The organism is Modicisalibacter luteus DSM 23508, assembly GCF_000378505.1.
Classification (GTDB): domain Bacteria; phylum Pseudomonadota; class Gammaproteobacteria; order Pseudomonadales; family Halomonadaceae; genus Modicisalibacter; species Modicisalibacter luteus.
Genome location: NZ_KB899991.1, coordinates 82,649 through 102,543, shown reverse-complemented (window position 1 = coordinate 102,543; position 19,895 = coordinate 82,649). Strand labels below are relative to the sequence as shown.

Genomic DNA, 19,895 nt, shown 5'->3' with positions numbered 1-19,895 from the left:
CCATGCGTTACTCCTCCCCCAGATAGGCTTTAATCACCTCGGGATTGCGACGCACCTCCTCCGGGGTGCCATCAGCCAATGGCTTGCCCTGATTGACCACATAAATACGATCGGATATTCCCATGACGAGGCTCATGTCGTGTTCGATCAGCAGCACAGTAATGCCTTCTTCTTCCTTGAGCTGCACGATCAAACGATCCAGATCGTGCGTCTCGTTAGGGTTAAGTCCCGCCGCAGGTTCATCGAGCATCAGCAACTTCGGCTGCGTCACCATACAACGTGCAATTTCCAGGCGGCGTTGCTGCCCGTAGGCCAGATTGCCCGCTTCGCGGTTTGCGAACTCAATCAACCCCACCCGCTCCAACCAATGGGCGGCACGGTCCAGCAATTCCGCCTCGCGGCGCCTGAACCCTCGCGTTAACAGCAATCCCTTGAGCAGGTTGCGCTCGGCCTGCATGTGCTGGGCGACCAGCAAATTCTCGACGACGGTCATTTCCTTGAACAGACGAACGTTCTGAAACGTTCGCACCATCCCCGCCCGTGCAATCTTGAATCCCGGCAGCCGATGCATGGGCTTGTTCTCGAAGAGGACTTCTCCGTCAGTGGGACGATAGAAACCACTAATGCAGTTGAATACGGTGGTCTTGCCGGCCCCGTTGGGCCCGATGATCGAGACTACCTCGCGGGGAGCGACATCCATGCTGACCCGATCGACCGCCAGCAGGCCGCCGAACCGCATGGATAAATCACGTACGGAAAGCAAAGGGGTGTCAGCCACGTTTCAACTCCATCTGCGGACGCTTGAGCGGCAGCAGCCCCTGCGGGCGCCAGACCATCATGAGCACCATGATCAGACCGAACAGCAGCATGCGGTATTCGTTGAACTCACGGGCGATTTCGGGCAGCAGTGTCATGGCGATCGCCGCAAGTATCACGCCCAGTTGCGACCCCATTCCACCGAGCACGACGATCGCCAGGACGATGGCCGATTCGATGAAAGTGAACGACAGCGGACTGATGAAGCCTTGGCGCGCCGCAAAGATCGACCCGGCTATCCCGGCGAAGCTCGCCCCGATTGTAAACGCAGATAACTTGACCGCCGTGGGGTTCAGCCCCAGCGAACGGCAGGCGATGTCATCCTCGCGCAGCGCCTCCCAGGCCCTGCCGATCGGCATGCGCATCAGACGATAGATGATGTAGGCCACGGCCAGGGCGAACAGGAGTGAGAGGATGTACAAGTACATCACCTTGTGGGTCGGATCGTAGGCGATGCCGAAGAACTCATGAAACGAGGTATACCCCTCGTCGGCTCGACGAGCGAACTGCAAGTTGAATAGCGAAGGTTCGGGGATCCGGGCAATGCCGTTGGGCCCACCGGTAATCTCGGTCAGGTTGTTGAGCAGTATCCGGATGATTTCTCCGAATCCCAGCGTCACGATAGCCAGATAGTCGCCACGCAGACGTAGCACGGGAAAACCCAGCAGATAGCCGAACAGCGCCGTCATGCCACCGGCAATGGGCAACGCCTCCCAGAAGCTGAAACCGAAATAGCTGTTGAGTAGTGCGTAGGTATACGCCCCGACGGCATAGAACCCCACGTAACCGAGATCGAGAAGGCCGGCCAACCCCACCACCACATTAAGCCCCAGCCCCAGCATGACGTAGATCAGCGTGAGGGTGGCGATATCGATGGCGCTTCGTTCGGCAAGAAACGGAAACAGCAATAAGGCACCGATAGCCAGCGCAATCATCAAGCGTCGCTGGGCGGGGTTCTCCAGGAACGCGGGCAACCGAAAGCGTGAGCCCTGCCGTGCCTTTTCTCGCACCCGCTGGACGCGCCCCTTGATCAGTTGATAAGCGAACACCACCACGGCAGCTGCGAACAAGCCAAGCCAGGTCAGAGGGCCGTGTACCATTACAACCGTGTCGATGCCCTGGGACTGTAACTGCACGCCGAGGACAGAGGCGCCCAGCAGCAGCGTCAACCCGGCGGCGAAGAAAGCGGGAAGCAACTTGCCTTTCATCAGATCTTCTCCACTTCCGGTTTGCCGAGTATGCCCCAGGGGCGGAACAGCAAAATCAGAATCAGCAGGCCGAAGGAAACCACATCGTTATATTCCGTAGACAGGTAGGCTCCCGTCAGCGCTTCAGCCACGCCCAGGATCAACCCGCCCAGCACGGCGCCAGGAATGCTGCCGATACCACCGAGTACCGCAGCCGTGAACGCCTTGAGCCCGGCCAGAAAGCCGATATAAGGATTGACCACGCCGTAGTACATGCCGAGCAGCAGCCCGGCCACCGCGGCCAACGCCGCACCGATGACGAATGTCATCGAGATGACCAGGTCGGTATTGATTCCAAGAAGGTTGGCCATACCGCGGTCCTGAGAGCAGGCCCGACAGGCCCTTCCGAGCCGTGAACGCGATATGAACAGGGCCAGCACCGTCATGCTGACCAGCGTGACGACGAAAATAATCACCTGCATGTAGGACAGGTTGACGGCAAACCCATCGCCACCGAACTGCCAGCCACCCGGTAACAGGCTGGGAATGGCCTTGTCGCGGGATCCCTGCGCCAGCAGGATGTAATTCTGCAAGAAGATCGACATGCCGATCGCGGAAATCAGCGCAATTAAGCGTTTGGAGCCACGTACGGGGCGGTAGGCCACTCGCTCGACGGCAAAAGCGTGCGCACTGGCCACGACGATCGCGACCAGCAAGGCAGCGACTATAAGAAAGGCGGTACTGTCGATTCCCAGCATCGATAGGCCGGCAATGACAATGAAGACCACATAGGTCGAGATCATATAGATCTCGCCATGGGCAAAATTGATCATGCCGATAATGCCATAGACCATGGTATAGCCGATGGCAATCAGCGCGTAGGTGCTGCCTATGGTGAGGCCGTTGATCACCTGCTGAAGGAAGTAGAGAGAAGCTTCCATGAGGATTACCTGCGCAAAGACGCCCGGCCGGTTTTGGCCGGCCAGGCGAAGATCGACGTCGCTTAGGCGACGGTGAAGCCATGCTTAACCAAAGCGTGGACGTTACTGAGCGGTATCGGACTGCGCCTCGCCAGTCTCGGCCTTGGTCTTGGTTCCGTCGGCGTGCCAGTTGTAGACGACGAAATTGAACTCCTCGAGATCACCGCTCTCGTCGTACTTGACCTCGCCGATGGGGGTATCGGAGGTGTTCTGGTGCAGGTATTCCGCGACTTCGAAGGGGTCGGTAGATTCTGTGGCCTTCATGCCTTCGGCCATCAGATAAACTGCGGTATAGGCAGGCATCACGAAGGGACCGGACGGGTCCTGATTCTTGGCCTCGAAAGCCGCCACCAGGTCAGCGTTCTTGGGATCGGTCTCGAAGGCCTGGGGTAGCGTTACCAGCAGCCCCTCGGACGCTTCACCCGCAATCTTGGAAATATCGGGATTACCCACGCCTTCGGGCCCCATGAACTGAGCGTCGAAACCAAGCTCCTTGGCCTGGCGCAGGATCAGGCCCAGCTCCGGATGATATCCGCCGTAATAGACGAAATCGACGTTCTCGCGCTTGAGCTTGGAAACCAGTGACGAGTAGTTTTGCTGTCCGGCTGTGATCCCCTCGAAGACAGCCACATCGATACCGGCTTCCTCGACGGTATCACGCACCGCTGTCGCAACACCCTCGCCGTACTGCTGCTTGTCATGGATAATAGCCATGTTCTCGGGCTTGATGTGCTCGGCAATGAATCGCCCAGCGACCGGCCCTTGAGCATCGTCACGTCCGATGGTCCGGAAGACGGTCTCGTAACCCGCTTCAGTGATGGTGGGACTGGTCGAGGCTGGCGTGATCATCAAAATGCCTTCTTCGGCATAGATGTCGGAGGCCGGCTGGGTGGCGCTTGAACACAGGTGACCAACAACGAACTGAACACCATCATTGACGATCTGGTTGGCAACAGCCACCGCCTGCTTCGGCTCACACGCATCGTCGTACTTTACACCCTTGAGCATTTCTCCATTGACGCCCCCCTGGGCGTTGATCCGCTCGATAGCCATCTCGGCGCCAATGAATTGCATATCACCATATTGAGCAACCGGGCCGGTTACCGGGCCGGCAAGGCCGATGGTGATCTCCGCCTGTGCGGAAAGGCTGGTCATCCCTGCGCCAATGGCCAAAGCCAACAGCGACTTGCGCATAATTGTATTCATGGTGGGTTCCATCTCTTTGTTATCGTCGACAAGCCACCGCTTTCAAGCGGGTGTTCGAGTCTATTATTGGCAGTCGCGTGACGGACTGTAAAGCGCGTAAAAGCCCCCCATTTCGCGGCCTACCGTCACTTTGGCGAGAAGAAAGACCAGCTTCCTTTAGAAGGACAAGAATAAAACACTAAAACCAAAAACAAGCACAGCGATATTGCGCACCACACCCCAAAACGGCGGCAGATAAACGCTTTTTAAATGCCAGGACAGAGGATCATCCGGCAAGAGATAGACAGAACAGCATGAGGAGGTGGCGCCCGGCCAAGTGCAGCCAAGCGCCAGAAATCGGAGGGTTACTTCAGCTCGATGAGGCGAGCATTGAGCGTGTGTACACGGTCACGCAACCGGGCAGCCTCCTCGAATTCCAGGTTCTGGGCCGCCTCATGCATGGCATCTTCCAGCTTGCTGATCTCCCGGGTCAGGTCGGGGACCGACATCGCCTTGAGGTCGTCCAGAGTATATTCTCCCTGCGCTTCGGCCACCTTGCGTTCATTCTTGCGGCGGTTGCCTTTCTTGCCGGGTGTCTGGGCCCCTTCCATGATGTCGGCGACCGACCGGGTCACCGTTCTTGGCGTGATGCCATGCGCCTCATTATGAGCGATCTGCTTGGCACGGCGCCGTTCGGTCTCGTCGATCGCCCTGCGCATCGAGTCGGTGACCCGGTCGCCATAGAGGATCGCCTTGCCGCGCGCGTTACGAGCCGCACGACCGATAGTCTGGATCAGAGAGCGCTCGGCGCGCAGGAAGCCTTCCTTGTCGGCATCAAGAATGGCAACCAGCGAAACCTCGGGAATATCCAGCCCCTCGCGCAGCAGGTTGATACCTACCAGCACGTCGAACTTGCCCAGCCGCAGATCGCGAATGATTTCCACGCGTTCAACGGTATCGATATCGGAATGCAGATAGCGTACCCGAACATCATGCTCATCGAAGTACTCTGTCAGGTCCTCGGCCATACGCTTGGTCAACGTCGTGACCAGCACCCGCTCCCCGACTTCGGTACGCAGGCGAATCTCTGACAACAGATCATCCACCTGGGTCGAGGCCGGACGCACCTCGACCTCGGGATCCAGCAGCCCGGTAGGCCGGACCACCTGTTCGACCACCTGCCCGGCATGTTCGGCTTCATACTTGCCCGGCGTTGCCGACACAAAGACGGTTTGCGGGCAGATACGCTCCCATTCCTCGAAGGTCATCGGCCGGTTGTCGAGTGCCGACGGCAGGCGGAAACCATACTCGACGAGTGTCTCCTTGCGTGAGCGGTCGCCCTTATACATTCCCCCTACCTGGGGAACGCTGACGTGTGATTCGTCAATGAACAGCAGGGAATCGGCCGGCAGGTAGTCGAAGAACGTCGGTGGCGGTGAGCCTGGCTTTCGCCCCGAGAGATAGCGAGAGTAGTTCTCGATGCCGTTGCAGTAACCCAGTTCGAGCATCATCTCGATGTCGTATAGCGTGCGCTGCTCGAGACGCTGTGCCTCCACAAGCTTGTCGTGCTTGCGCAGCCAGTCGAGTCGCTCGATGAGCTCGGCCTTGATGTTTTCCGTCGCCTGGACGATGGTTTCGCGCGGCGTGACGTAGTGACTCTTCGGGTAGATGGTCATGCGCGGCACTTGTCCGCGCATCTCGCCGGTCAGTGGATCGAACAGGCGGATCGAGTCGATCTCGTCATCGAACAGCTCGACACGTACCGCCTCGTCCTCGGCATCCGCCGGGTAGATATCGATCACATCACCACGCACACGATAGGTACCGCGACGGAAATCCATGTCGTTGCGTGTGTACTGCAGCTCGGCAAGGCGTCGAAGAAAGCTGCGCTGATCAATCAATTCGCCGCGATTGAAGTGCAGACGCATCTTCAGATACAGCTCGGGATCGCCCAGGCCGTAGATCGCCGACACCGACGCGACGATCAGGGCATCGCGGCGTTCCAGTAGCGCCTTGGTGGCCGACAGGCGCATCTGTTCGATATGGTCGTTGATCGATGCGTCCTTCTCGATGAAGGTATCCGAGGACGGCACATAGGCTTCAGGCTGGTAGTAATCGTAATACGAGACGAAGTACTCAACGGCGTTGTCGGGAAGGAACGACTTGAACTCCCCGTAAAGTTGCGCCGCCAGCGTCTTGTTGGGCGCCATCACAATGGCTGGACGCTGCAGGCGCTCCACCACATTGGCCATGGTGAATGTCTTGCCCGACCCGGTCACGCCAAGCAGGGTCTGATGGGCCAGCCCCGCCTCGATACCCTTGACCAGCCCATCGATAGCGGCGGGCTGGTCTCCGGCGGGGCGGTACTTCGAGTGAATTCGGAATGGTTTGTTCATATGCCTGAGATGGACCCGGCCGCAAAAAAGTTCAAGCGCTAAACGCTGTCAGTGAAGTATTGACCTCAACCTGCGATACAGTCATCAGGCGCTGGATAGGACAACGCTCGGCGATCTCCAACAGCCGGTTACGTTGGCCGGCATCCTCGATACCCAGAAACTCCATGCTGACCTGTAACCGATAGATGCCATGGCGTTCCTGGCTATCGTCCCGGGCGACGCTGACTTTGATTCCTTCCAATGGCCACTCCTTGCGCCGCGCATACATGCGTGCAGTGATGGCCTTACAGGCCCCCAGAGCCATGTCTAAATAATCGTGTGGGTCCGGTGCGCTGTCCCTGCCACCAATGAACTCGGGACCATCAGCAAACAGATCATCGAAGCCTTCGACCTCGATGCGATGACGCAACCCTTCGTGCCCTTCACTGGTGACTACGATGGTCATGAAGACCTCCTGTCGGCAGGCTAGGCTCAGCGCACCTTGACGCCAAGCTTCTCGACGGCTGCGATCAGCGTCTCTCGGCGAACACGGCCCTCGACATCGGCTCCGTAACGCCCTACCTCTGCACTCTCCACACCGTCTACCATCATCAGTGCTGTCGTCAGCTGATTGATCTGCTCGGCGTCTTCGACCCCTTCGAAAGTCAGCGAGATTTGGCTCATCGGGCTCCCCTAAGCTGGACACTATCGAGAGGAAGTCTAGCATGTCGGCATCGCATCGCCTCAACACGGCCAGAGCGACTTGCATTTCGTGGGGTCAGCCCTCATACCGTGGTTAACGAGTATCGTGTCGCAACGGAGTCTTCATGTCCGACTGGAAAGCCTACCTACAACAGCTTGGCGCCCACTTCCCTGATGAGCGGCATACCGATTTCGGCGATCCGAATCAGGCTCGTCACGCCCATGACGATACCGTGATCACCCCACTGGTCCATCTGGGTATTCTGGAAGTGGCCGGTGCTGACGCTGAGCGCTTCCTGCAGGGACAGACCAGTGCTCAGCTTGGCCTGGCCAACGGAGATTTTGCCGCCCCGACCGCCTTCTGTACGCCAAAAGGCCGCATGCTGGCCAATGCGCAATTGCTACGTATCGAGGAGGGGCGTTACTGGTTGCTGATGGACCGCGACTTGATCGACCCGCTGCGTAACCACCTGGCAAAATTCGCCGCGTTCTATAAAGCAGAAATCACACCGCGCGAAGATATCGTGATGCTTGGCCTGATCGGACGTGAAGCCCCTGCCCTGGTCGAAACTCGCATGGACTTGAGACCGCCAACGACCTGGCAGCAGGCCAATCAGGGTAAACATGTCGTGCTGCGTCATCCGGGCCATAAGCCACGCTTACTGCTGTGCCTGCCCCAGGACGAGGCCGGAGCCGTATGGGACACGCTGGCAAAACATGCCATCCCGGTCGGTAATGCCGTATGGAAATTGCATGACATTCAAGCCGGACTTATCTGGCTGAACGCTGCCCATCAGGACACTTACCTTCCGCAAATGATCAACTGGGAGGCCCTGGGCGGCATCAGCTTCAAGAAAGGCTGCTACACAGGTCAGGAGGTCGTCGCTCGCGCCCATTTTCGAGGTCAGGTCAAGAAGCGATTGTTCCGAGGTCAGCTCGACGGCGCTACGCTTGCCGACATCGGTACTCCAATCCTCGATGCCGAGGGGAAAAGCCAGGGCGAGGTGGTGAGCGCGGAAATCGACGGTTATGGCCAGGTCGAGATCCTGGCAGTGATGACGACTCGCGACGAATTGGCCGAACCGCTGACAGTCGCCGGACAGCAGCTGAAACGGCTCAAGCTCCCCTACCCGCTGGAGCGGGTCGACCCTGAAAATCTTGCCAGCAACGGCCAGGCAGGCTAGCTGCCGTGGACTACAATGCCGAATACACGCCGCACATTGGCGGTCGTGTGTTCGGCAACCTTCTCGTATGCCTGCCCTCGCAGTTCCGCTACCTGGCGGCAGACCATGGCAATCCGTTCCGGTTCGTTGCGTTGCCCCTGAAAGCCGCATAGCGGCATATCAGGGCTGTCGGTCTCAAGCACAAAGCCATCATCCGGTAATGCGGCAACGGCGCGATGCACACGCTTGGCCCGCTCATAGGTAGTGGCACCGCCCAGGCCGACCACGAACCCCAGGTCGATGAACTTGCCGGCCTGCTCCGGACTCCCCGCAAAGGCGTGGATCAGCCCGCCAGCCGGTAATTCCAGTTGGCGCAAACGCTTGGCCACCTTGTCATTGGCATGTACGCAATGAATAACCGCCGGTAGACGACGCGCCTTGGCGATGCGCAACTGCTCTTCGAACAGGGCCCATTGGTCGTCGAGGGTCTCCTCGAAGCGGGCATCGATACCGCACTCCCCCAGCGCAATCACCTCGGGATGATCATCCAATGCCTGTTCCAGCGCCTCGATGTCATCCGGCCCATGTTCGTGCATGAAATAAGGATGTAGCCCCAGGCTTAGGCTGACGTCGCTGCGCTGAGCGACACCGACAACGTCGGGCCAACGCCGCCGTGTCGTTCCGGGCACCAGAAAGTGCCTGACTCCGGCTTCGTGCGCACGTGAAAACATTGCCTCGCGGTCTTCATCGAAGGCCTCGAAATCGAGGTGGCAGTGAGCGTCAATCAGCATCCGTGCGATGACTCCTGTAGCAGATTCAACTATCGCCTGGCAGTTCCGAGGTACATGCCGGACAGCGCGTTGCGGGAATGGGAATCTTGCTGATGCAATAGGGGCAGGTCTTGATAGTCGGAGTCGCCGCCGTTTCAGGTGCCTGAGCAAGATTCTTCAGACGGTTGATGTTACGAATCAACAGGAACGTGGCAAAAGCGACGATCACGAAGGACAGCGTGGCGTTCAGAAACAGCCCGTAGTTGAGAGTTACTGCCCCATCGGCCTGGGCCTGCGCCAGTGAATTGTAGGGCCCAGCTCCCCTGCCTTCACGCAGCACCAGGAACTGGTTGGTGAAGTTCAACCCGCCGGTAGCCAAGCCGATCAGGGGCGTGAAGACATCCTTGACCAAACTGTTGACGATGGCGGTGAAAGCGGCCCCGATGATGATGCCCACCGCCATGTCGACTACATTGCCCTTGACCGCGAACTCGCGAAACTCCTTGAGAAACTTCGAGGCCATGCATATCGCTCCTTGATCTGGCTCGACTTCAAGAATCCACATTCACGACAGTTCTGTAAAGCTGGCGCAGGATGCTTACCTGCCTACCTTAAGATAGGCATCAATGCTCACGGGTCGCATTGAATCGCACTTCAGGCCAGCGTTCCTGCGTCATCTGCAGATTGACCCGGGTTGGTGCCAGGTAGGTCAGGTAGCCGCCTCCATCCAGAGCCAGGTTGGTACTCGCCTTGCGCCGAAACTCATCGAGCTTCTTGGCGTCGTCGCAGTAGACCCAGCGTGCGGTCTGAACATTGACCGCCTCGTAGATGCAGTCGACCTTGTACTCTTCCTTGAGGCGATGAGCGACCACGTCGAACTGCAGCGAACCGACAGCTCCAACGATCAAGTCATTGTTATCCAGCGGCATGAAGACCTGAGTCGCCCCCTCCTCGGAGAGCTGCTGCAAGCCCTTCTGCAACTGTTTCATCTTCAGCGGGTCACGCAGGCGTACACGCTTGAACAGTTCCGGCGCGAAGTGCGGGATACCGGTGAAGCGCATGTCCTCGCCGACCGTGAATGTATCCCCGATCTGGATGGTGCCGTGGTTGTGCAGACCGATGATGTCGCCGGGCCAGGCCTCTTCGACATGCGCCCGATCGGAAGCCATGAAGGTCAGCGCGTCGGCAATCTTGACGTCCTTGCCGATACGCACGTGACGCATCTTCATGTTCTTGTCGTACTTACCGGAACATACGCGCAGAAACGCCACACGGTCGCGGTGCTTGGGATCCATGTTGGCCTGGATCTTGAACACGAAACCGCTGAAGTTACCGTCCTCGGCGCTCACTTCCCGTGTGTCGGTCTCGCGCGGTTGAGGGGCCGGCGCATATTCGACGAAACCATCTAGCATCTCGCGAACGCCGAAGTTGCCCATTGCCGTGCCGAAATAGACGGGGGTCAGCTCGCCGCGCCGATATGCCTCGAGATCGAACTCATGCGAGGCACCACGCACCAGCTCGACTTCCATGCGCAGCTCCTCGGCTTGATCCGCCCCCAGGACTTCATCGACTTCGGGATTGTGGAGCCCCTCGATACGCACATCATCGGGAATGCGATTGCCCTGCCCCTGCTTGTACAGGTGAATCACGTCATTGTAGAGATGGTAGACACCCTTGAAGTGACGTCCCATACCGACCGGCCAGGTCATCGGCGCGCACTGGATGTTCAACACCGTCTCCACCTCATCCATGACCTCGATGGGATCACGAATGTCGCGGTCCATCTTGTTGATGAAGGTCAGGATCGGCGTGGTACGCAGCCGACAGACTTCCATCAGCTTGATGGTACGCTCCTCAACGCCCTTGGCCCCATCGATGACCATCAGCGCCGAGTCGACGGCCGTCAGGGTGCGGTAGGTATCTTCCGAGAAGTCCTCGTGCCCCGGGGTATCGAGCAGATTGACGATGCGACCCTGATAAGGAAACTGCATGACCGAGGTGGTGACCGAGATGCCGCGCTCCTGCTCCATCTTCATCCAGTCGGACGTGGCATGACGCTCGTTGCGCTTACCCTTGACCGAGCCAGCCAACTGAATGGCATTTCCGAACAACAACAGCTTTTCGGTGATGGTGGTCTTACCGGCGTCGGGGTGTGAGATGATGGCGAATGTGCGGCGAAGCCCAGCATTCTGGGCAATCTGGCTATCTGGCATTGAGCTATGTCGCTAATTTGTACTCAGACTGGTACTCGTAACGAAAGTATCCAGCTGGAGGATGTGTGTTCTGGCGAGGATTGTAATCGCTGGGCCCAATGGAGTGTAGGTCTATTGCTGCTCCGCTGACTTGTCCGCCTCACTTGGCGTTGTAGGATGCGCAGCATTGGGGCTTGCTCGCCAGCCTCGGTGATTGGAGCGATGCCTTGTGGTCTATTTACGCTTAGCCGAAAACGAAGTGATATGTCGGAAGAAAGGGGTGTGCACTCTGGCTGGACGGCTCGCTGGGAAACGGGCCATCCAACGGGTGAAAGGGTAATGCACCAGTTTTAGCACTGGCCTGGCCGGTGGCGTCAAAACCTCCTTGCCTGCTGACTTACTTGTCTAACGTCCCGTCCTGCTTAGACTCGTCAGAATTTTCCGCATCGGCCCCTCTCACAAGTGCTTGCAGTCGCTTGCAATAATTTTTCATCGCCGCCGCATCATCGTGGCTTTTGTCGATCGCTTTATCGACTTTGTTATGCGCCTTGAGCAGATCCTTCTGTATATCCGAGAGCGCACGGTGCTTACTCATGTCCTCGTCATTGACCATTGCAGTCGTGGTGGCGTGTGCTTCTCGCTGCAAGGCCTTCACTGAGTCTCGGGCGCTCTGTTCTTGCTCAAGCGTGCGTTGGTAGCGGCCCTTTCCCGCCTTGATCTGTTTGGCCACCCCAAGGATGGCGTCGACGTTCTCGATGAGGTGTTTCTCGTCGGTCATAGGAATGGCCTCGTTATTGAGTTTCAGCCTGGGTCGGTGTTGCGGGCAGTATCCACTCAGGATAGGTAGGCGTTAATCGGGAGCAGCTATAGCCCGGCATTCAGGCAGAGATTGGTTCGCATCGAGACAGGGCTAGGCCGCCTGCCGCATGGTGTACGTTTGTACAGTATAACACTGCCACATCACGTCGTCGCGGCCAGTAGCTTGCATTGTCCGCTCAATGAAAAGACGCACATCGAACAGCAAGTACAGTTGCCTTGTTAGCTCGACACACTTGCGGTCCGGGACATGATCTAGCGGCTAGGTAATGAGCCTAGTGGGTTGTCCCCACACTCCAGGATGAACGCCTCCAGACAGTGGGGGGCCATGGCCTTACCGTACAGGTATCCTTGGCAAAGATCGCAGGTCCGTGCCAGCAGATCGCGATGCTGTTGTGCGGTCTCGACTCCCTCGGCCACGACTTCCAGATCCAAGCTATGCGCCAGCTGGATAATGCTATCCACGATGGCCGCGCTTCTAGGACAGGACTGGATATCGATGAGAAACTCCCGGTCGAGCTTGATCTTGCTGATTGGCAGTTTGCGCAGGTAGCTGAGACTCGAGTAACCGGTCCCGAAATCATCGATGGATACCCCCACGCCCATGCTGCGAACCGCTTTTAGCGTCTGTGATTCCCCATCGTTGGCTTCTACCAGCACACCTTCGGTCACTTCCACATCCAGCAGAGTTGGCGCCAGGTCGGACTTGGTGAGGGCTATCTGCAACTGTGCGACGAAATCCTTGCGGTGAAACTGCAGCGGCGAGACGTTGACCGAGACGAAATAATGCGTTGCCAACCGGTTATTCAACTGCTTGATGTCCCAACAGGCCCGAGCCATCACCCACTGGCCCAAGGGAATGATCTGACCGGTCTGTTCGGCCAGGGGGATAAACTTCGAGGGCGGAATGTTGCCCAGGGTCGGGTGGTTCCAGCGCAGCAAGGCTTCAAAGCCAACGATCTTGCCATCACGGGCCTGTATGATGGGCTGGTAATGAAGACAGAAATCCCCGCGGCTCATTGCTTCATGCAACTCACGTCGCAGGGTGACCTGCTCGTTGGCTACCTCCATGACGTCGACGTTGTACCAACAGACGGTGTTTCGTCCCTTTTTCTTGGCTTCGTACATGGCGAGATCGGCATACTGGACGAGTTCCGTCGGGTGCTGAAAAGCCACCTGACTGGTGGCAATGCCGATGCTTGCCGTGACGTAGACCTGCCGCCCCTTGATTTCGAAGGGTCTGGCCAAGCTCGCCAATGCCTGCTCGGCAAGCCACCCTGCCCGCCCCAGCATATCGAGTGAAGGCAACACGATCACGAACTCATCGCCGCCGAAACGTGCCAGTGTGTCGGCCGGCATGAGCAGGCCTTGTAGCCGACCCGCCGCCGCCTTGAGCAACTGATCGCCGGCCGCATGGCCCAGGCTGTCATTGATCGGCTTGAAGTCGTCCAGGTCAATGAACAGTACCTCCAAGATCCCCTGATGCTGTAATATCAATTCGTAGTCATGTCCCAGGCGCTCCTCCAGCAGCGTGCGGTTGGCTCGCCCGGTGAGGGGGTCATGGGTGGCATGATGGGCCAGCCTTGCCTCGTTGGCCTTGTTCTCGGTGATGTCCTTGACAATCCCGTAAACGCCCACCACCTGCCCATCAACCTCAATCGGCAGATTGGTGACCGCGAGGTAGTAATGAGGCTCTAGATGGGTCGTCGCCTGGATCTCGTAATGCTGGGGAGCTCCAGCACAGGCCTGCGCAAAATGCCGCTCCGCCCGTGGCCGATCCTCGGGTACCACGAAGGTGGAGTAGTGCAAGCCGATTACCTCGTGCTCGGAGCACCCAATGTGACGTAACACGGCCTGGTTGGCGGTGAGAAAGATGCCATTCAAATTCATGGAGAATACGGCGTCCGGGTGATGGGTAAACAGCGAGCGGTAGTGCTGCTCACTGACCCGTAAGGCTTGCCGATCTTGATGGCGCTCGACAGCCAGCCCAGCCAGGCATGCCGCGCGGCCTAAATGGTCGTTCTCGGTCGCACTCGGCCTCCCGGGGACGGGGTAATAGCCAGCGAACGTGCCCAACAGGCCACCTTCCCGGGTCGACACCGGATAACTCCAGCAGGCCCTTAGGCGGTGATGTGTCGCCAGCGCCCGGTAGTTCTCCCAGCAGGGATCCTTCAGGATATCCTCAGTCACGACCGGCTGCTGATAATATGCCGCACGGCCACAGCTGCCACTGTATTCACCGATTGAAATCCCCTGCATGGCGTCGCGATAAGAGGTAGCCAGCTGCTCACTGGCCGCCTTGAGGCTCAGGGTGGCATTGTCCGGGTCCACGAGCATGATCGTGGTGATCAAGCCGGGGGCCAGCCGATCGACCATCTCGCAGATACGGGTCAGCGTCACCTCGAGGGGTGCGTCCTGGGCGATCAGGTCCTGGATGGCCTGCTGGGCATCCAGTTGCATGCGTATTCCCTTCACAGCCACCTCGTCCTGCAAGTGTCTCGTTTCAAAATGTCGAGCAAGTCGATGCTTCGGTTACGACATTCTCATTACGGTCTTCTGGGTCGTATCTTGATATCGACCGGTGCGGGGTTTTCTTGACACACCAGCTCGAGCCAGCACTCCCGCCACCGCCCCATCACAACTATTGCCAGCTCGCTTATAAAGCCCAGTGTCGGCAAATCTTCGGACTACGAAATCAATCGCATCGCGAGAGAGCGATGGCCCAAACGCATGGCACGTCGAAACCTCAATGAAGATACCTACGAACTAAGTCGTTTTTATGGACACCGTCAGGCCGCCGGCTTGCTCAACTGGCATTCCAGTACTAAACAACTAGAGGTGCGCCGTTGGCCCAGCTTGGCGTCGGTTGATCTCCAGCCGGCCCAGCGCAGCATAGATTCGGCGCACGCTCTTAATGACAAAGGGTGGTACTGAACTGAGGAATCGCCCATGAAAAGCTGATAAAGGAGTGTCATGCATGGCGTTCAATAAAAAACAACTCAAAGGCGCTTTCAACCTGGACGAACAGGCCCTGGGCGTCCTGCGAACCCATCTGATTGCACTCGAGTCTGACTTTCAGACTCGTTATGACAGCTTGAATCGCAAGGATAAAGTCACGGCACTTTTCCAAGATCTGGCCGAGAGTAGCTCATTGCCGGAGAGCCTCGAGGAACTCTCCGCCTTACTGCCGGAACAGTCTGTAGGCCAACTGATGCGTCTCTACAATCAGATCACGTCGCCTTCGGGCAAGGGGCCCGATGTGCCCGCAGAAGAGACCGTGACGCTAGGCGATACGGATGAGGACGTGTTTCTGGAAGGCATGGGCGCGACCGCCCTGGCACTCAATCTCAGCGCAGATATCCTTAAAGAGGAATACCACGGCGAATTCACCTTCGATGGCAGCGGCCCGTCGGAGATCCAGACCTTCGAGGCAGACGATCCTGACCCAGAGGCCGGCACTCCTGACGGCTATACCCCCGTTGGCATTTATCGCCTGACTAACACTGAACAGTTGGTGCTGGATGTAGCGGCTAATACCGGTTTTGGCGGTACAGTCCATGCCAATGCGGCAGCATCTCTTCGGGTCGACGCAGCAGGCTTACTTTCGCCCTATGCTACGGTGCATGGCGCCAGCCTGACGCAGGCCACGTTCACGCTGGGCGCCCTGGACGACCGGCACTATGGCCATTACTTGGATATCGAAGCCCCAAACCTTGAGCATGTGACCATCGACGCCGAGTCGACCCTTGTCCTCAGCTCGATTGCCGAGACAGATTCCCTTTCTAGAGTAGACGCCGTCATCGATGACGAGCTTCTGGTTAGTGGCTTTGACTTGCATGACTTGACAGAGGCCAATCTGAGCGGCGCCGGACGGGCGGTTTTCTATTCTGATGAACTCGCCAGGTCCACTGAGTCAATCCGCGTCGACGCTGGCGAGTTGCGCGGCGATCAGGTTCTCCCCGGCGAAGACACACTGAGTCTTCGCATTCAGGCATTTGACGGTGCTGAGCGAGGCACAGCCGAAATCATCGGCTCAAATGTAGGGCTGAGCAGCATCCTGATTGCAGGCCGGGATATGACCTATGCCGGTGACGGCGGCGGTCTGGTTAGGTACACCGAAGTAGGCGACTGGGATCATATGGCCAGCTTCAGTGTCCACGCCGGAACTGAAGCTGGCTCGTCAGACAGTGTTCAAGCACTGTCCCTCTCGATGTGGGACTTGGTAGCTCGAGGTGACATTTCACGCGATAACGTAGCGCTCAAAGTGGAGGGTAACAGCTACGTCGAGACTGGCGATTTCCACGTACTTACCGGTGCAACGTTGCATTCGGAGGGCGAAGGAGGAATGGTCAACATCGATACGGATAACGTGGTCACCCTCAACCGATTTATACCGTCCTATACCGATACAGCCACCTACAACAGCGCCGTTTTTGCCCGCAATACGGGCGAAACCCAATGGTCAATCGACGATGAAGGTCTGTTCGATGGCACGTTCGATCTGGACATGACCATCACCAATGACGACGCAGATACCTTGGAGGCCTTGCTGTTCGAAGACGCTGAAGGTGACCTGTTCTATGTCCTCGACACAAAAAGCGAGGCTGGCATCGAGGTGGGAGCGGATAATTTCCTCCTCGGCGAAGTGGGTGAAGGCTGGGTTAACGATGCGAGTGTCCATACAGCTCAAAAGATCGATCGATACATCGACGAGAATGGCCTGGAACTACTTGGCGTGGGAGAAACGACGCTGACCGACCCTTATGCCATGGCGTGATTCAAGCCACGATGTCGTCTAGATGCGTGTTGCTACCCACGTATCAACGTACCTATGGCCCTGCCTGCGCCGAAACGACAACGCCCATCGGTCAGTTCAGTCTCCGGCGGGCGTTGTGCTGAGCTCTCTTTCCGGGGCTTGATGCCAAACCTTACATGAAGGAGGCCGCGTCGCTGGCCGGATTGAGTCCGACAATCACTGGGTCGTGATCGGAACTACGGTATGGCGTCGGCGCGTAGAGTGCCTCCCGGGCCTCGGCATTGTTCTCGCGCCATAGGTTGTAATCCAGCGCCGTCGCCTCGTCGGCGTTGATATGCCAGGTAGTGGTGCCAGTGACCTGCTCGTTGAGCGATTCGCTGGCCAGCGCATGGTCGAGCGACCCCCACTGCCCATCGAAGACATACGAATAGTCATCGTCGAGCAGCGCATAGCCGTCATTTTCCAGCGCGGTAATCGGGTCTTCCTCGGCATAGCTGTTCAAATCACCCAGGATCAGCACGTCGCTGTCACCGCTACCAGTGGGATCGCTGGCAATCCAATCGCTGAGCTGCTCAGCCGCCTCGACGCGCGTTGGATTGTTATTACCCTGCCCATCGCCAGCCGCCTCCTCGCCATTGACCACACTGCCCTTCGACTTGAAGTGATTGACTGCTACCGAGAAGACACCACCGGTGTCCTGGTCACGGAAGGTCTGCATGATCGGCGCGCGATTGGCGTAGGCAAAGGCCCCCTCGGTCGTGGTCGCTGCCGCGCCGACCGGATCGACCGCCTCGCTGTTGTAAATGATACCCACCGTGATGGCGTCGTCCCCGGGCACGGCAATAGCGCTGTCGGCGTCCTGCGGATCGACCCGGGGCGTGGCGTAGGCCCAAGTCACGTCATCGTCGGCTGCGGCGTTGAGTGCATCGACCAGGGAGGCAATGGCGCTGTCGCTGTCGTAGCCGTTGTTCTGCAGCTCCATGAGTCCGACCACCTCGGCATCGGTGCCGTTGATGGCACTGACCAGCTTGGCCTGCTGGCGCATGAATTCTTCCGCATTCTCGGCGCCCCGCGGTGCGTGTTCAACGCCCCCAGGCGTGAAGAAGGTGTTCCCGTTTTGATCGAGTGTCGTGAAGTAGTTCAACACGTTGAAGGACGCGACCTCTAGCGAGGGCGCCCCACCTGCACTGAGTTCCTCCCTGTCAGGCTCGGCTTCTCGCGGGTTGGTAGCATCGAAGTCAACGCTGTCGGTGGTCTGGACACGGTATTCGTCGTAGCTGAAGTCGAGTACGCCGGTGACCGCCTCGACACTATCGCCGCCACGTAGAGGATTGTCCGCTGACAGTGGATTGCCATCGCGTCCGAACTGGATGGGATAGGGATTCGAAGCACTGCTGGCGTCGTCGAGGATGATGGTGCGCTCCGCCAACGCCTCCTGTTGCTCGGCATAGCCTTCCTGGCTGGGCGCATTTTCTTCGGTATACTGCATGACTCGCCCGCCTGAGGCGAGCGTGACCTGCCCATACTGGCCTAGCTGATAGAGTTCGGTCACGGTCAGGCCATTGCCGTCCTCCGCATCCACCGTTACGCGCATGCCCTCGAAGGGCTCAAGCTGATGATCCTCGTAGGGCAGCGAGATACGCTGGCTCGTGGGTAATGCCAGTCCGCGCTCGACAATACTGATGTCTGAGGTGAGATCCAGCTCAGTGCGCCCGTTGTGCTCGCTGACCTCGCCGCTCAACTCCACCCGGTCGCCTGCCGCCAGTGAAGCCAACAATGCGTCATTGTTATTACCGGCGTAGACAAAGATCCCTTCGGAGGTCTGGGCATTTTCATCGATTGTGTCATCGGCCTGCTGCAGGAAGAAGCCGTCCATGCCCGGCGCCACCATCGTCACGATGGCATTGACGCTCACGGTCTGCGCCGCGAGCGGGCTGGAATCGCCACTTCCTTGGATAGCATGAATGGCGGTCATCTTCGCCGGGGGTTCACTTCCGGTATCCCCCTCGCCGACTCCACCATCGACGCTTCCGGTCTGATCGCCGGCGTAGCCGAGCCCCTCGACCGCGTCCTGTTCCAGTGTTTGCCATTGCCCGTCATCAAAGCTGGCGCTGCCCTGCGTGACGTCAGCATTGCGGCGCAGGGTGACATCCTGGGCATAGGTGACGTCGTTGCCTACTTCACCCAGCACGTCGAGGGTCGCGCCGTCGGGGCCGGAAAGCACCAGAGCATCATTGCCATTGAAATTGGCCACTCCCGAGCTGGCGTCGCTTCGCGCCGTAATGTCCGCGCTGGCTTGGCTGTTGGCAATAACCAGCGTCTCGCCGGCGGCCAGAGTGCCGTAGTCACTCAGTTCAAGGCTGGACGACGTCTGGGAACTTCCATTGCTGTAAAGCGACAATTGGTATCCCTCAAGAGACAGCCCCTCGCTTGACATGTTGGTCAGTTCCAGCGCCTTGTTGTAACCCGATCCTTCCACATACTCGGAGATGATCAGGCCCCCTTGCGGCTCTTCAGTGCCGGGTTCCGGTTCGTTGCTAGGCGGGAAGTCCTTCAGCCGATCAGCAATTGCGACCCGCAAATCGAAGGATTGCCAGGAAGTGTCATGGTGAAGAATATCCTTCACGGCTTGGCTGATGGCATTCAGCTTGAAGTTCGCGGCATTGACAAAGGCCGAGGCAGAAGCAGCGGTGTTCGCGTAGTTACCCAGCATGGGTGCGTCCTCATCCATGGATGGTGCGATTAGATCGTCCAGTAAGAATCGTTAATTACCCTACCCAGCTTCACAGAGCAGCATTTCAAACTGATGAAGCACATCTAGTGCTCACGCAACCACTTATCCCGGCCAATGCCTCAAGATGCCTGGAGTTTGGCGGCGCCAGGGGGAAAGCTCCCGCTATTTTTGCTGCCCCCCCATTATCAATAACAAACGTTAATTTCAAGCGGCATAATT

The 19,895-nt window shown here is 58.2% G+C and carries 15 protein-coding genes; 2 read left to right on the top strand and 13 right to left on the bottom strand.

From position 1 onward, the window contains the following. Window positions 1–7 precede the first annotated feature (7 nt). The 7 genes from livG to F568_RS0105100 form a co-directional block, all read right to left on the bottom strand. Window positions 8–778 carry a high-affinity branched-chain amino acid ABC transporter ATP-binding protein LivG gene (gene livG / locus F568_RS0105130; RefSeq protein WP_019017637.1) on the bottom strand — a complete coding sequence of 257 codons (771 nt, stop codon included), beginning with the start codon at window positions 776–778 and terminating at the stop codon, window positions 8–10. Then, on the bottom strand, window positions 771–2,024 hold the full coding sequence (locus F568_RS0105125; protein WP_019017636.1) for a high-affinity branched-chain amino acid ABC transporter permease LivM: 1,254 nt from the start codon (window positions 2,022–2,024) through the stop codon (window positions 771–773). Before F568_RS0105125 ends, livG begins: the two co-directional genes overlap by 8 nt. Beyond that, on the bottom strand, window positions 2,024–2,944 hold the full coding sequence (livH, locus tag F568_RS0105120; protein ID WP_019017635.1) for a high-affinity branched-chain amino acid ABC transporter permease LivH: 921 nt from the start codon (window positions 2,942–2,944) through the stop codon (window positions 2,024–2,026). The genes F568_RS0105125 and livH overlap by 1 nt, the downstream gene beginning before the upstream one ends. A gap of 102 nt (window positions 2,945–3,046) precedes the next feature. Continuing rightward, entirely contained in the window at window positions 3,047–4,189 is a 1,143-nt protein-coding gene (locus tag F568_RS0105115; protein ID WP_019017634.1) for a branched-chain amino acid ABC transporter substrate-binding protein, read from the bottom strand. Window positions 4,190–4,533: 344 nt separating this feature from the next. Next, complete coding sequence (uvrB, locus tag F568_RS0105110) at window positions 4,534–6,564, bottom strand: excinuclease ABC subunit UvrB (RefSeq protein ID WP_019017633.1); 2,031 nt, start codon at window positions 6,562–6,564, stop codon at window positions 4,534–4,536. Window positions 6,565–6,595: 31 nt separating this feature from the next. After that, window positions 6,596–7,009 (bottom strand): OsmC family protein, encoded by a 414-nt coding sequence (locus F568_RS0105105; protein ID WP_019017632.1) that lies wholly within the window; start codon window positions 7,007–7,009, stop codon window positions 6,596–6,598. A 26-nt stretch (window positions 7,010–7,035) separates the two neighbouring features. Next, window positions 7,036–7,227: a hypothetical protein gene (locus F568_RS0105100; protein WP_019017631.1), complete on the bottom strand. Its 192-nt coding sequence runs from the start codon at window positions 7,225–7,227 to the stop codon at window positions 7,036–7,038. A 143-nt stretch (window positions 7,228–7,370) separates the two neighbouring features. Between F568_RS0105100 and ygfZ the strand changes: the two genes are divergently transcribed. Further along, window positions 7,371–8,429 carry a CAF17-like 4Fe-4S cluster assembly/insertion protein YgfZ gene (gene ygfZ, locus F568_RS0105095; protein ID WP_019017630.1) on the top strand — a complete coding sequence of 353 codons (1,059 nt, stop codon included), beginning with the start codon at window positions 7,371–7,373 and terminating at the stop codon, window positions 8,427–8,429. Here the strand turns inward: ygfZ and F568_RS0105090 are convergent. The 5 genes from F568_RS0105090 to F568_RS22230 all read right to left on the bottom strand — a co-directional run bounded on the left by F568_RS0105090 (window position 8,426) and on the right by F568_RS22230 (window position 14,646). Continuing rightward, a complete protein-coding gene (locus F568_RS0105090) occupies window positions 8,426–9,199 on the bottom strand; it encodes a TatD family hydrolase (protein ID WP_019017629.1) in 774 nt (257 codons plus the stop codon). The two genes, ygfZ and F568_RS0105090, sit on opposite strands and share 4 nt — an antisense overlap. Before the next feature lie 25 nt (window positions 9,200–9,224). After that, window positions 9,225–9,701 (bottom strand): large conductance mechanosensitive channel protein MscL, encoded by a 477-nt coding sequence (mscL, locus tag F568_RS0105085; RefSeq protein WP_019017628.1) that lies wholly within the window; start codon window positions 9,699–9,701, stop codon window positions 9,225–9,227. A gap of 100 nt (window positions 9,702–9,801) precedes the next feature. Continuing rightward, window positions 9,802–11,391 carry a peptide chain release factor 3 gene (locus tag F568_RS0105080; RefSeq protein ID WP_019017627.1) on the bottom strand — a complete coding sequence of 530 codons (1,590 nt, stop codon included), beginning with the start codon at window positions 11,389–11,391 and terminating at the stop codon, window positions 9,802–9,804. Between the two features lie 376 nt (window positions 11,392–11,767). Then, window positions 11,768–12,148, bottom strand: a complete 381-nt coding sequence (locus F568_RS0105075) for a hypothetical protein (RefSeq protein ID WP_019017626.1) — start codon at window positions 12,146–12,148, stop codon at window positions 11,768–11,770. Between the two features lie 293 nt (window positions 12,149–12,441). Beyond that, entirely contained in the window at window positions 12,442–14,646 is a 2,205-nt protein-coding gene (locus F568_RS22230; RefSeq protein WP_019017625.1) for a bifunctional diguanylate cyclase/phosphodiesterase, read from the bottom strand. Window positions 14,647–15,163: 517 nt separating this feature from the next. Here F568_RS22230 and F568_RS0105065 point away from each other — a divergent pair. After that, complete coding sequence (locus F568_RS0105065) at window positions 15,164–16,963, top strand: hypothetical protein (protein ID WP_019017624.1); 1,800 nt, start codon at window positions 15,164–15,166, stop codon at window positions 16,961–16,963. Between the two features lie 151 nt (window positions 16,964–17,114). Here the strand turns inward: F568_RS0105065 and F568_RS22225 are convergent, their stop codons facing one another. Beyond that, window positions 17,115–19,655 carry an ExeM/NucH family extracellular endonuclease gene (locus tag F568_RS22225; protein ID WP_169338652.1) on the bottom strand — a complete coding sequence of 847 codons (2,541 nt, stop codon included), beginning with the start codon at window positions 19,653–19,655 and terminating at the stop codon, window positions 17,115–17,117. Between the last annotated feature and the right edge of the window lie 240 nt (window positions 19,656–19,895).

Bases quoted from the DNA above. Each gene is read 5' to 3' on its own strand.
- F568_RS22230 (WP_019017625.1), bottom strand. From the start codon at position 14,646: ATGCAACTGGATGCCCAGCAGGCCATCCAGGACCTGATCGCCCAGGAC.
- F568_RS0105065 (WP_019017624.1), top strand. From the start codon at position 15,164: ATGGCGTTCAATAAAAAACAACTCAAAGGCGCTTTCAACCTGGACGAA.
- mscL (WP_019017628.1), bottom strand. From the start codon at position 9,701: ATGGCCTCGAAGTTTCTCAAGGAGTTTCGCGAGTTCGCGGTCAAGGGC.
- F568_RS0105080 (WP_019017627.1), bottom strand. From the start codon at position 11,391: ATGCCAGATAGCCAGATTGCCCAGAATGCTGGGCTTCGCCGCACATTC.
- F568_RS22225 (WP_169338652.1), bottom strand. From the start codon at position 19,655: ATGCTGGGTAACTACGCGAACACCGCTGCTTCTGCCTCGGCCTTTGTC.
- F568_RS0105125 (WP_019017636.1), bottom strand. From the start codon at position 2,024: ATGAAAGGCAAGTTGCTTCCCGCTTTCTTCGCCGCCGGGTTGACGCTG.
- uvrB (WP_019017633.1), bottom strand. From the start codon at position 6,564: ATGAACAAACCATTCCGAATTCACTCGAAGTACCGCCCCGCCGGAGAC.
- F568_RS0105090 (WP_019017629.1), bottom strand. From the start codon at position 9,199: ATGCTGATTGACGCTCACTGCCACCTCGATTTCGAGGCCTTCGATGAA.
- F568_RS0105075 (WP_019017626.1), bottom strand. From the start codon at position 12,148: ATGACCGACGAGAAACACCTCATCGAGAACGTCGACGCCATCCTTGGG.
- F568_RS0105105 (WP_019017632.1), bottom strand. From the start codon at position 7,009: ATGACCATCGTAGTCACCAGTGAAGGGCACGAAGGGTTGCGTCATCGC.
- livH (WP_019017635.1), bottom strand. From the start codon at position 2,944: ATGGAAGCTTCTCTCTACTTCCTTCAGCAGGTGATCAACGGCCTCACC.
- ygfZ (WP_019017630.1), top strand. From the start codon at position 7,371: ATGTCCGACTGGAAAGCCTACCTACAACAGCTTGGCGCCCACTTCCCT.
- F568_RS0105115 (WP_019017634.1), bottom strand. From the start codon at position 4,189: ATGAATACAATTATGCGCAAGTCGCTGTTGGCTTTGGCCATTGGCGCA.
- F568_RS0105100 (WP_019017631.1), bottom strand. From the start codon at position 7,227: ATGAGCCAAATCTCGCTGACTTTCGAAGGGGTCGAAGACGCCGAGCAG.